The sequence below is a fragment of the Serratia nevei genome, from assembly GCF_024160145.1.
Taxonomy (GTDB): Bacteria; Pseudomonadota; Gammaproteobacteria; order Enterobacterales; family Enterobacteriaceae; genus Serratia; species Serratia nevei_A.
This window is the reverse complement of sequence record NZ_JAMYWQ010000027.1, coordinates 1-12999: the sequence shown is the minus strand read 5'-3', so window position 1 is coordinate 12999 and position 12999 is coordinate 1. Positions and strand designations below refer to the sequence as shown.

8 protein-coding genes are annotated in these 12999 nt (G+C 61.6%); 4 read left to right on the top strand and 4 right to left on the bottom strand.

What is annotated here, in order from left to right; translation table 11 throughout:
* Position 1: 1 nt before the first annotated feature.
* Positions 2–577, top strand: a complete 576-nt coding sequence (gene dolP, locus M6G53_RS17645) for a division/outer membrane stress-associated lipid-binding lipoprotein (RefSeq protein ID WP_219228777.1) — start codon at positions 2–4, stop codon at positions 575–577.
* Positions 578–616: 39 nt separating this feature from the next.
* On the opposite strand, the gene mtgA is transcribed toward dolP, so the two are convergent.
* From mtgA to mnmL, 4 genes are all read right to left on the bottom strand, one after another.
* A complete protein-coding gene (gene mtgA / locus M6G53_RS17640; RefSeq protein WP_253333380.1) occupies positions 617–1348 on the bottom strand; it encodes a monofunctional biosynthetic peptidoglycan transglycosylase in 732 nt (243 codons plus the stop codon).
* Entirely contained in the window at positions 1345–1998 is a 654-nt protein-coding gene (elbB, locus tag M6G53_RS17635) for an isoprenoid biosynthesis glyoxalase ElbB (protein WP_253333378.1), read from the bottom strand. The genes mtgA and elbB overlap by 4 nt, the downstream gene beginning before the upstream one ends.
* A 237-nt stretch (positions 1999–2235) precedes the next feature.
* Positions 2236–4575 (bottom strand): aerobic respiration two-component sensor histidine kinase ArcB, encoded by a 2340-nt coding sequence (arcB, locus tag M6G53_RS17630; RefSeq protein WP_253333376.1) that lies wholly within the window; start codon positions 4573–4575, stop codon positions 2236–2238.
* A 92-nt stretch (positions 4576–4667) separates the two neighbouring features.
* Positions 4668–5606, bottom strand: a complete 939-nt coding sequence (gene mnmL, locus M6G53_RS17625) for a tRNA modification radical SAM protein MnmL/YtqA (protein ID WP_253333374.1) — start codon at positions 5604–5606, stop codon at positions 4668–4670.
* Positions 5607–6297: 691 nt separating this feature from the next.
* Here mnmL and gltB point away from each other — a divergent pair.
* The 3 genes from gltB (at position 6298) to M6G53_RS17610 (ending at position 12835) form a co-directional block, all read left to right on the top strand.
* Positions 6298–10758 carry a glutamate synthase large subunit gene (gene gltB / locus M6G53_RS17620; RefSeq protein WP_253333372.1) on the top strand — a complete coding sequence of 1487 codons (4461 nt, stop codon included), beginning with the start codon at positions 6298–6300 and terminating at the stop codon, positions 10756–10758.
* Between the two features lie 14 nt (positions 10759–10772).
* Positions 10773–12191, top strand: coding sequence for a glutamate synthase small subunit (locus M6G53_RS17615; RefSeq protein ID WP_253333369.1), 1419 nt, complete (start codon positions 10773–10775; stop codon positions 12189–12191).
* 164 nt (positions 12192–12355) lie between these two features.
* Positions 12356–12835, top strand: a complete 480-nt coding sequence (locus M6G53_RS17610) for a hypothetical protein (RefSeq protein WP_253333367.1) — start codon at positions 12356–12358, stop codon at positions 12833–12835.
* The last annotated feature ends 164 nt before the right edge of the window (positions 12836–12999 follow it).

Genomic DNA, 12999 nt, shown 5'->3' with positions numbered 1-12999 from the left:
GATGAAGCTGAAAGCCACATTTGCAGTGCTGTCCAGCGCCCTGCTGTTGCAAGGCTGTATCGCCGGCGTCGTCGTCGGCAGTGCGGCCGTCGCCACCAAAACCGCCACCGACCCGCGCAGCGTAGGAACCCAGGTCGATGACGGCACGCTGGAAGCCAGGGTAGAAAACGCCCTGAGCAAAGACCAGCAGTTGAAGAAAGATGCCCGGGTGGTCGCCACCGCCTATCAGGGCAAAGTGCTGTTGACCGGCCAGTCGCCTAATGCCGATCTCACTGCGCGCGCCAAGCAGATCGCCATGGGCGTGGAAGGCACCACCGAAGTGTATAACGAAATCCGTCAGGGCACGCCGGTCAGCCTGAGCACCGCGTCCTCCGACACCTGGATCACCACCAAGGTGCGTTCGCAGCTGCTCACCAGCGATACGGTGAAATCGTCCAACGTGAAGGTCACCACCGAAAACGGCGAAGTGTTCTTGCTGGGCCTGGTCACGCAGCAGGAAGGGCAGTCGGCGGCGCAGATCGCCAGCCAGGTCAGCGGCGTGAAACACGTCACCACCGCCTTTACCTATGTGAAGTAATCCGCTCGGCGGGAGCGGCACCCTGCCGTTCCCGCCCGCTTAGTCCAGCTTGTTCTCGCTTAAAAACGCTTCCCCGCCCAGCTGCCGCATCTGGCGCATGATCCACTGCTGTCGCTGTATCACATAGCCGGACGGCGCATCGGCCCTGAAGCGATGCGGATTCGGCAATACCGCCGCCAACATCGCCGCTTCGGCCGCGCTCAGCCGTTTGGCCGGCTTATGGAAAAAGCGTTGTGAAGCCTCTTCCACGCCGAACACCCCGTCGCCGAACTCGACGATGTTCAGATACACCGTCAGAATGCGCCGCTTGGTCCATACCAGCTCGATGCCCGACGTCAATCCGGCCTCCAGCCCTTTGCGTAGCCAGCTGCGGCCATCCCACAGAAACAGGTTCTTGGCGGTTTGCTGCGACAGCGTGGACGCGCCGCGGATGCGCGTCGGGCGCTTCTCGTTGTGGCTGAGCGCCTTTTCAATGGCCGCCACGTCGAAGCCCCAATGATCGGGAAACTTCTGATCCTCCGCCGCCATCACCGCCAGCGCCATTTGCGGCGAGATGTCGTCCATCGACACCCAGTCCGAATGGGCGACGTAGCCGAAGTCGCCGCGCAGCCAGGCGCTGACTTGCCGCTCCACCATCACGGCGGAAAACGGCACCGGCAGGAAGGCGAAGGCCACAATGCCCAACACCCACAGACCGATAACCCCGATGACACCGCGTTTGAGCCAATACCACGGGCGCAGCCGCCGCCATCCGCCGAGCGATTTTCTCATTCAGCCAGTTCCAGCACCCGCGCCACCAGCTTGTCGATGCCGAGGGCCGCCTGCGCGATCGACGGCGCCAGCATATAGGCCGGCGTGGTCACGATCTTGTGTTCGCTGTCCACCACGATGTCGTCCACCGGGCAAATCACCGGTTCGCCGCCCATGGCGTCAATCACTTCCCCCAGATCCGGATCGTTGCCAATGGTCAGCCGCGCTTGTTGATCCAACAGCTTCGGCAACAGCGCCGGCGCGATGCACATCAGGCCAATTGGTTTGTTGGCCTTATGCATCTCGCGCGTCAGACGCGCCAAATCTTCATCGACCCAACATTCCGCACCGGCTTCGGCGAAATTGCTGAGGTTCTTGGCGGCGCCAAAGCCGCCGGGCACGATCAGCGCATCCAGCTGCGCGGCCTGTGCCAGCGCCAGCGGCTGCACCGCACCGCGGGCAATGCGCGCCGATTCGATCAGAACATTACGCGACTCCGCCATCTCCTCACCTGATAAGTGATTAATAACATGGCATTGTGGTTTATCGGGCGCAAAGCACACCGCCTGCGCGCCGGCACGGCCCAACGCCAGCAGCGTCAGCACCGCTTCATGGATCTCCGAACCGTCATAAACGCCGCTGCCGCTGAGGACGACACCCACCTTTTTCATCACTCTTACTCCCGTCGCTGCTGTCAACTGGTTCGTGCTCGGAGTTGACAAACACTAATCTACATCACACATTTTAATGAATCTTCTAACAAGAGCGCTTACATTTGCTATGTTGTTGGCTGTATGATGTTTAGGAATTCGCTACAACCTGCTCGACCAGAACACTGAAACCAATACGCAGGTTCACAATTTCCCTGGTGTTGGCGCAATATTCGCGCACCCCGGCTTAGGTCGGGGTCATTTTTTTTCAGCGTTCTCTACCCAAGCCCGCAGTACCTGAACGTCGTTGCGCCACTCTTGTTTCAACTCATCCACCCAATCCTGCACGTTATCCCACCAGGCCGGCAGCGTCGGCGTTTGAATCTGTTGCGCCAGCTGCTGCAGGTGACGCAGACCGACCGAACCGGCGGCACCCTTGATCTTGTGCCCTTCCTCGGTGATGCCTTTCTGATCGCGCGCCGTCATGTTGGAGTCCAGCACCGCCAGGTAGCCCGGCATCATCTGTTCGAACATCTCCAGGCTCTGGTGGATCAGCTGCGGGCCAACCAGATCCATGTACTGTTCCAGCATCGCGGTATCGAGTAACGACTCATTAATCTGCATCGCCTTGTGCTCCGTTTTCTTTGAAGTGTGAGAAGGTTGATGATCCCAATAGTGTTTGATGACCTGGGTCAGCGCCGGCACCGACAGTGGCTTGCTCAGCACATCGTCCATGCCCGCCTCGAGGTACTCTTTTTTGTCTTTCAGCACGTTGGCGGTCAGGGCCACCAGCGGCGGCAGCGCCTGCCCGGCGTAGCGCTCGCGCAGCGCCCGGGCGATATCCAGCCCGGTCATGTCCGGCAGCTGGATGTCCAGCAGCACCAGATCGAAATCGTCCGGGCTGAACATCGCCAGCGCGTCGTGGCCGTTCATCGCTACCTCGACGCTGTTGCCCAACTTCTCCAGCACCGAGCGCGCCACGATCACGTTCAGCTCGATATCCTCCACCAGCAGGATATGCAGCGCCGGCAACGGCAGCTCCTCTTCCTCCGGCGCCGCGCTGACGGCTTCCTGCACCGCCGGCGCCTGGATGGTCAGGGTGAAGCAAGAACCGTGCCCCTGTTCGCTGCGCACGGTGATGTCGCCGCCCATGCTCTGCGCCAGCCGCTTGGAGACCGCCAGCCCGATGCCGGTGCCGGTGGCCGGGCGGCCGCCGCGCTGATCTTTCACCTGGTAATACATGGCGAAGATCTTGTCCTGCTCGTCCTGCGGAATGCCCATGCCCGAGTCTTCCACCTCGAACACCAGCTTCTCCTGCGCCTCGCGCCGCACGCGCACCACGATTTGCCCCTGCTGGGTGAATTTCACCGCGTTACCGATGAGATTCCACAAAATCTGCCGCAGGCGCGTGCCGTCGGTCACGATCTGCTGCGGCAGCGGCGTTTGCGGCTCCATGATGAACTGCAGCCCTTTCGGCTGCGCCAACAGGCCGGAGAGGTTTTCCAGATCCGCCAGGAAGCCGGTGAAGTCCACCGGCTGGTTGTCGAGCTGCACCTTGCGCCGCTCAAGCTTATCCATTTCGATAATGTCATTGAAGATATTGCCGAGGGTGATGGCGCTGACGTGAATGGTCTTCAGGTATTTCAGCTGCTCGTCGTTCAGCTCGGTATCGAGCAGGATGCGGCTCAGGCCGACGATGCCGTTAAGCGGCGTACGCAGCTCATGGCTGATGGTAGAGATAAAGGTGGTCTTCTCCCTGCTGGCGTTCTCCAGCGCGTCCTGGTAACGCTTACGCTCGGTAATATCGCGTCCGAAGCCCATCAGCCCGTGGCGTTTGCCCACCCGGTCGTAAAACGGGACCTTGCGCAGTTCGAAACAGGCCTTGCGGCCGTCGGGATACACCAGCCACTGTTCGTAGGTCAGCGAGACATTGTGACGGAACACCTTCTCGTCGGTCTCAATGACCTTTTCGGCAATCTCCCGGCCGTAGACGTCGTACGGCGTCAGGCCGATCAGCTGCTTCTCGCTCTTGCCGGTCAGCAGCTCCATCGCGCGGTTGCAGCCGGAAAACTCTTTGTCTTCGTTGCGGTAGTAGACCAGATCCGGCGAGGCATCGAGGAAGGAGCGCAGCAGCGCCGATTGCTGGCCCAGCTCAATCTGCGCCAGTTCACGCTGTTCCATCTCTTCCGTCAGCTTTTCCATCACCTGCAGGCGCTCTTCTTCCGCCTTGATGCGGTCGGCGATCTCCTGGTTCAGCTGGCTGATATTGTCTTTGAGCTGCTGATTGAGCTCCAAATCGCGGTGGCGCATCTCCTCCAGCTTGTCCACCAGGCGCGCCAGCCGCTGGCGCGACTCCTCCAGCTGCTCCACCACCACCGAGAGGAAATAGACCGCCCACGGGGTGATTAACAGGCCGAAGAAGATCGAACGCACCACGTCGATGCTTTCCACTTCGCCACGCAGCAGCATGGTCACCGCCATCTGCACCACCATCGCCAGCACCACCAGCGCCGAGGCCAGCAGCAGCGAGAAGCGCACCAACCCCAGTTTCACCATTAAATCGACGTAGTACTGGGCCAACACCCGGATTTGCTTCATAGCGGCTCCCATCAGACACAATCTTTTGAATCATACCGTAAAACAGCGGTGAGATAAGGCGGCAAACGCCGAAGTGTGGCAAAGATTGCACTTCAGAGCGGCATTCCAGGGCGGTAGTGCCGCTTTTCATCCAGCGCGCTGCCCTGCCCGCCGTATTGCTGCAGATAAGCGCCCACCGCCTGCATGCCGCGCCAGCGATTTTCGCACCACAGCGGCGCCAGCAGCGTGGGCCGGCGGGCGCTGGCGGACAGGCGGTGATACACCACCTCGCCCGGCGTGTGGCGGATCATCTCCCCGGCGCTGGCGGCGTAATCCTCCAGCGCCAGTTCGGGCAAACGCCCGGCGCGCCACGCCCGCGCCAGGGTGCTGCCGGTGACGACGTGCAGCGGATGCAGCTTGATGCCGTCTACGCCGCCCTCAGCCACCCGCTGTAGCGTGAGCAGATGATCGCGCTGAGTTTCCCCCGGCAGCCCGACGATCAGATGGCAGCACACCTTCAGACCGCGCTGTCGCGCCAGCCGTGCGGTCTGCTGATAGCAGCGGAAGTCATGGCCGCGGTTGATGCGTTTGAGCGTTTTATCGTGCGCCGTCTGCAGCCCCAGCTCCAGCCACACTTCATAACCCTCCTCGCGATACCCCGTCAGCAGATCCAGCGCGGCGGGCGGCACGCAGTCCGGCCGGGTCCCGACGCACAGGCCAACCATCTCGCTCTGCGAAAGCGCCTGCCGATACATCGACGCCAACAGTTCGACCTCCGCATAGGTGCTGGTATAGGCCTGGAAATAGGCCAGATAGCGCCGCGCCCGGTCGACCCGCGCGGCCTGCTGGGCCAGCTGTTCGGCGATACTTTGCCGCTGCATCGCCTCATCGGCGAACGAAGCGACGTTGCAGAACGTACAGCCGCCGCGCCCCAACGTGCCGTCGCGGTTAGGGCAGTTGAATCCGCCGTGCAGCGTGAGTTTATGGATCTTTTCGCCATAGCGGCGCTGGAGATCTGTGCCAAACATATTGACTAATTGCGGCAACTGCATAATCTTGGTGATTCTCTGTGTTCAAAGCCGCGATGCTAATAAGAAACGGCTTTTCCCGCGATGACAGAGATCAACGCTTTCCCCGCAAGGCGCCACCAGGCATAACTATTCATCATAAATGCAAATCAATTCAGTATAATTCTGATGAATTATTCTAATCGTCGCGCAACCGTTAGCGGCAATATGACAACACGGTGAAAAATAGTCATAAACATTACGCAAGCAATATCTTATAGAATAAAACTCCGCCATTAACCCCCGCACTAGCATGGTGCAGAGATTAAGGGGTTGCACTATAGTGAGACAGCTCACACTTCTGTGAGGATCGTCGTTGCCCCACGATAGTGCAAAAATGGATTAAAATACTTATTTATCAAATAAATAAACATCATCAATTCGATAACAATCTATCTTAAGCCCACATTTGACCTGCGAATTCTTTCTCGCTAAGTTGGAAGTCCGCTGGAAGCTTTCTGGACGGGCAAACGTCTCGTCATATTTATGCAGTAATTAAGACTCCCTCTTAAAACAAGTCCTATACCACTTGTGAGACCGTCACGAGAGGCCATTGATGGAGGGCGGAAAAGCAGATTGGCGGGGTTAACTTGCTGATTGGACTTCTGCCTGAAATTGGGAAGCCCCCTCGCAGTAGGTTGTGAGAGTCACGCAGAGCCTGGGGAGGTTCACTGATATGTTGTACGATAAATCCCAAGAGAGGGACAACTGTGGTTTCGGCCTGATCGCCCACATAGAAGGCGAACCTAGCCACAAGGTGGTGCGCACCGCCATTCACGCGCTGGCCCGCATGCAGCACCGCGGCGCGATCCTGGCCGACGGCAAGACCGGCGACGGCTGCGGCCTGTTGCTGCAAAAACCCGATCGCTTCTTCCGCATGGTGGCGGAAGAGCGCGGCTGGCGTTTGGCCAAGAACTACGCCGTCGGCATGATGTTCCTTAGCCAGGATGAAGAGGAAGCGCGCCTCAGCCGCCGTATCGTGGAAGAAGAGCTGCAAAACGAAACGCTGTCGATCGTCGGCTGGCGTGAAGTGCCGACCAACCCGGACGTGCTGGGTGAAATCGCCCTCTCCTCCCTGCCGCGCATCGAGCAAATCTTCGTCAACGCCCCGGCCGGCTGGCGCCCGCGCGATATGGAACGCCGCCTGTTCGTGGCGCGCCGCCGCATCGAGAAACGCGTGCAGGACAACAGCTTCTACGTCTGCAGCTTCTCTAACCTGGTGACGATCTATAAAGGCCTTTGCATGCCTGCGGATCTGCCGCGCTTCTATCTCGATCTGGCGGACCTGCGCCTGGAATCGGCCATTTGCCTGTTCCACCAGCGCTTCTCCACCAACACCGTGCCGCGCTGGCCGCTGGCGCAGCCGTTCCGCTACCTGGCGCACAACGGCGAAATCAACACCATCACCGGTAACCGCCAGTGGGCGCGTGCCCGTACCTACAAATTCCAAACGCCGCTGATCCCGGATCTGCAGGCCGCCGCGCCGTTCGTCAACGAAACCGGCTCCGACTCCAGCTCGCTGGACAACATGCTGGAGCTGCTGCTGGCGGGCGGGATGGATCTGATCCGCGCCATGCGTCTGCTGGTGCCGCCGGCCTGGCAGAACAACCCGGACATGGACGGCGATCTGCGCGCCTTCTTCGACTTCAACTCGATGCACATGGAGCCGTGGGACGGCCCGGCCGGCATCGTGATGTCCGACGGCCGCTACGCCGCCTGTAACCTCGATCGCAACGGCCTGCGCCCGGCGCGCTATGTGATCACCAAAGACAAGCTGATCACCTGCGCCTCCGAAGTCGGCATCTGGGATTATCAGCCGGATGAAGTGGTGGAAAAAGGCCGCGTCGGCCCCGGCGAGCTGATGGTGATCGACACCCGCAGCGGCCGCATCCTGCACTCGGCGGAGACCGACAACGATCTGAAAAGCCGCCATCCGTATAAAGAGTGGATGGAGAAAAACGTCAAACGCCTGGTGCCGTTCGAAGATCTGCCGGACGATCAGGTCGGCAGCCGCGAGCTCGACGACGCGCAGCTCGAAACCTACCAGAAACAGTTCGGCTACAGCAGCGAAGAGCTGGATCAGGTGATCCGCGTGCTGGGCGAGATTGGCCAGGAAGCTACCGGTTCGATGGGTGACGATACCCCGTTCGCCGTGCTCTCCAGCCGGCCGCGCATCGTTTACGACTATTTCCGCCAGCAGTTCGCGCAGGTCACCAACCCGCCCATCGATCCGCTGCGCGAAGCGCACGTCATGTCGCTGGCCACCAGCATCGGCCGTGAAATGAACGTGTTCTGCGAAGCCGAAGGCCAGGCGCACCGCCTGAGCTTCAAATCGCCGATCCTGCTGTACTCCGATTTCAAACAGCTCACCACGCTGGAAGGCGAATACTATCGCGCCGAGACGCTCGATCTGACCTTCGACCCGCAACAACAGGATCTGGAGCAGACCATTCGCGCCCTGTGCGACGAAGCGGAACGCAAGGTGCGCGAAGGTGCGGTGCTGCTGGTGCTGTCCGACCGCGCCATCGCGCCCGGCCGCCTGCCGGTACCGGCCCCGATGGCGGTTGGCGCCGTGCAAACCCGCCTGGTTGAGAAAAGCCTGCGCTGCGACGCCAACCTGATCGTTGAAACCGCCAGCGCCCGCGATCCGCACCACTTCGCCGTGCTGCTCGGCTTCGGCGCGACCGCCATCTACCCGTACCTGGCCTATGAAACCCTGGCCAAGCTGGTGGACAGCCAGGCGATCGACAAGAAATACCGCGACGTGATGCTGAACTACCGCAACGGCATCAACAAAGGCCTGTACAAGATCATGTCCAAAATGGGCATCTCGACCATCGCCTCCTACCGCTGCTCCAAGCTGTTCGAAGCGGTCGGCCTGCACCGCGATCTGGCGGATCTGTGCTTCCAGGGCGTGGTCAGCCGCATCGGCGGCGCCAGCTTCAGCGATTTCCAGCAGGATCTGCAGAACCTTTCCAAGCGCGCCTGGCTGAAACGCAAGCCGCTGGAGCAAGGCGGCCTGCTGAAGTTCGTGCACGGCGGTGAATACCACGCCTATAACCCGGACGTGGTGAACTCGCTGCAAAAAGCGGTGCACAGCGGGGAATACCGCGACTATCAGGCCTACGCCAAGCTGGTGAACGAGCGGCCGGTCGCCATGCTGCGCGATCTGCTGGCCATCACGCCACAAGGTGAACCGATCCCGGTCGATCAGGTTGAACCGGCGGAGTCGCTGTTCAAACGCTTCGACACCGCGGCGATGTCGATCGGCGCCCTGAGCCCGGAAGCGCACGAGTCGCTGGCAATCGCCATGAACGGCCTCGGCGGCTTCTCCAACTCCGGCGAAGGCGGCGAAGATCCGGCGCGCTACCGCACCAACAAGGTGTCGCGCATCAAACAGGTGGCCTCTGGCCGCTTCGGCGTGACGCCGGCCTACCTGGTGAACGCCGACGTGATCCAGATTAAGGTGGCGCAGGGCGCCAAGCCGGGCGAAGGCGGCCAGTTGCCGGGCGACAAGGTCACCCCGTACATCGCCAGACTGCGTTACTCGGTGCCGGGCGTGACCCTGATCTCCCCGCCGCCGCACCACGACATCTACTCGATCGAAGATCTGGCACAGCTGATCTTCGACCTGAAGCAGGTCAACCCGAAGGCGGTGATCTCGGTGAAACTGGTGTCCGAACCGGGCGTCGGCACCATCGCCACCGGCGTGGCGAAAGCCTATGCCGATCTCATCACCATCGCCGGTTACGACGGCGGCACCGGCGCCAGCCCGCTCTCCTCGGTGAAATACGCCGGCTGTCCGTGGGAGCTGGGCCTGGTGGAAACCCAGCAGGCGCTGGTGGCCAACGGCCTGCGCCACAAGATCCGCCTGCAGGTGGACGGCGGCCTGAAAACCGGCGTGGACATCGTCAAGGCGGCGATCCTGGGCGCGGAAAGCTTCGGCTTCGGCACCGGGCCGATGGTGGCGCTGGGCTGTAAATACCTGCGTATCTGCCACCTCAACAACTGCGCGACCGGCGTCGCGACTCAGGACGACAAGCTGCGCCGCGATCACTACCACGGCCTGCCGGAACGCGTGACGAATTACTTCCAGTTTATCGCGCGTGAAACCCGCGAGATCATGGCGCAGCTGGGCGTGAGCCAGCTGGTGGATCTGATCGGCCGCACCGAGTTCCTGACCGAGCTGGACGGCATCTCTGCCAAGCAGAACAAGCTGGATCTGTCGCCGCTGCTGGAAACCGCCACGCCGCACCCGGGCAAAGCGGTGTACTGCACCGAAAGCAGCAACCCGGCGTTCGACAAGGGCCTGCTGAACAAAGAGCTGCTGGCGCAGGCGCAGCCGCATATCGAAGCGAAGCAGGGTAAAACCTTCTACTTCGACATTCGCAACACCGACCGCTCCGTGGGCGCCATGCTGTCCGGCGCTATCGCCAACGTGCACGGCGATCAGGGCATGGCGGCCGATCCGATCAAGGCGCACTTCTCCGGCACCGCCGGGCAGAGCTTCGGCGTCTGGAACGCCGGCGGCGTCGAGCTGACCCTGACCGGCGACGCCAACGACTATGTCGGCAAAGGCATGGCCGGCGGCAGCATCGCGGTGCGTCCGCCGATCGGCTCCGCCTTCCGCAGCCATGAAGCCAGCATCGTCGGCAACACCTGCCTGTACGGCGCCACCGGCGGCAAGCTGTTCGCCGCCGGCCGCGCGGGCGAACGCTTCGCGGTGCGTAACTCCGGCGCCATCACCGTGGTGGAAGGCATCGGCGACAACGGCTGCGAATACATGACCGGCGGCATCGTCTGCGTGCTGGGTAAAACCGGCATCAACTTCGGTGCCGGCATGACCGGCGGCTTCGCCTACGTGCTGGACGAAGACGGTGAGTTCCGCAAACGCGTGAACCCGGAGCTGGTGGAAGTGCTGGATGTCGATCAGCTGGCGATCCACGAGGAGCACCTGCGCGGCCTGATCACCGAACACGTGCAGGCGACCGGCTCTTCCCGCGCGGAAGAGATCCTGGCCAATTGGCCGGAGTGGGCACCGAAGTTCGCCCTGGTCAAACCGAAGTCCAGCGATGTCAAAGCGCTGTTGGGTCACCGTAGCCGTTCCGCAGCCGAGCTGCGGGTGCAGGCGCAGTAAGAGGTAGGTCATTAATGAGCCAGAACGTTTATCAATTTATCGACCTGCAGCGTGTTGATCCGCCAAAGAAACCGCTGAAGATCCGCAAAATCGAGTTCGTCGAGATCTACGAACCGTTTTCGGAAACCCAGGCCAAGGCCCAGGCGGACCGCTGTCTGTCCTGCGGCAACCCGTATTGCGAGTGGAAGTGCCCGGTGCACAACTACATCCCGAACTGGCTGAAGCTGGCCAACGAAGGCCGCATCATGGAAGCGGCAGACCTGGCGCATCAGACCAACAGCCTGCCGGAAGTGTGCGGCCGCGTGTGCCCGCAGGATCGCCTGTGCGAAGGCTCCTGCACCCTGAACGACGAGTTCGGCGCGGTCACCATCGGCAATATCGAGCGCTACATCAGCGATAAGGCCATCGAGATGGGCTGGAAGCCGGACATGTCGCACGTGCAGCCGACCGGCAAGCGCGTGGCAATCGTCGGTGCCGGCCCTGCCGGGCTGGCCTGCGCCGACGTGCTGACCCGCAACGGCGTCAAGGCGGTGGTATATGACCGTCATCCGGAGATCGGCGGCCTGCTGACCTTCGGTATCCCGGCCTTCAAGCTGGAAAAGGAAGTGATGGTCAAACGCCGCGGCATCTTCAGCGAGATGGGCATCGAGTTCCAGCTGAACACCGAAGTGGGCAAAGACGTCAGCATGGACACCTTGCTGAACGAATACGATGCGGTGTTCCTCGGCGTCGGCACCTATCAGTCAATGCGCGGCGGCCTGGAGAACGAGGACGCGCAGGGCGTGTACGACGCGCTGCCGTTCCTGATCGCCAACACCAAGCAGCTGATGGGGTATGAAACCGAGCAGCACGAGCCTTACGTCAGCATGGAAGGCAAGCGCGTGGTGGTGTTGGGCGGCGGCGATACCGCCATGGACTGCGTGCGCACCTCGGTGCGCCAGGGCGCGACGCAGGTCACCTGCGCCTACCGCCGCGACGAAGCCAACATGCCGGGCTCCAAGCGCGAAGTGAAGAACGCTCGGGAAGAAGGGGTAGACTTCCAGTTCAACCTGCAGCCGCTGAGCATCGAACTGAACAGCGCCGGCCGCGTGGCCGGGGTGAAGATGGTACGCACCCAGCTGGGCGCACCGGATGCCAACGGCCGTCAGGCGGCGAAGCAGGTACCGGGTTCCGAACACGTGATCGACGCCGACGCGGTGGTGATGGCGTTCGGTTTCCGCCCGCACCGCATGGATTGGCTGGCGGCGCACGACGTGCAGCTCGATAAGCAGGGCCGCATCCTGGCACCGGAAGGCAGCGACAACGCGTTCCAGACCAGCAACCCGAAAATCTTCGCCGGCGGCGACGCGGTGCGCGGCTCCGACCTGGTGGTGACGGCGATCGCCGAAGGCCGCAAGGCGGCAGACGGCATCATGAACTACCTGGAAGTGTAAACCTTCCGTACCAGCAGAGGCCCGGCAGATTGCCGGGCCTCTGTTTTAGCCTGCCACGCTTTGTAACAACCTCCCCCCTCCTCACCGCCTCAACGCGCTATAGTAGTGAGTCAGCACCATTGCGGGGCGCGGCTGCGCCTGACACCGAGATAAGGATAGCGAACATGAAATGCTCCATTTCCCTGTTGGCCGGCGTACTGCTGGCCGTCAGTTTCAGCGCTTCAGCCATGGCGCTGGATTCACAGGAGGTTGGTTACAATATCGAAGCGCGCGGCGCGCGGCCGGTGGTGGCGCAGCTGGGCAAGGCCGGGCAGTTCAGCGCGGTGGAAAACAGCATCCGGCTGGGGGACGACAGCTGGATTGCCCTGGCGCCCAAGCTGGCCGGCGGCGGCAACGCCGGATTTACCGCCGGCATCAAATCGGCTCTCTCCGCGGCCCTGATCTACAACCCGGCGGCGGTGTTGCACGCGCTCAACCAAGGCAACAATCTGCCGCTCAATGACATCTGCACCGCGCCGCCGGAAGTGCAAGGCGACACCGCCATCACCAGCTTCCGCCAGCGCGCAACCCACGCCTTGTCCACCGTGCGCGTAGGCGATCTCAGCGCGCCGCGCGATGCCTGTATTGCCGCCCTGAAAGGCTGATCCGCTTCTGCCGGGCAAAAAAAAAGCACCCCAGGGGGTAATGCCGATCGTTTAAGGATCAATTGACCGATCCTGTGGTTGCTGTACAAAGGGTCCATGGCATCGTCATGGACCCTTAAAATGGAACTTTCCCAGGCTCTTGGCATTATCAATTTCACCACACC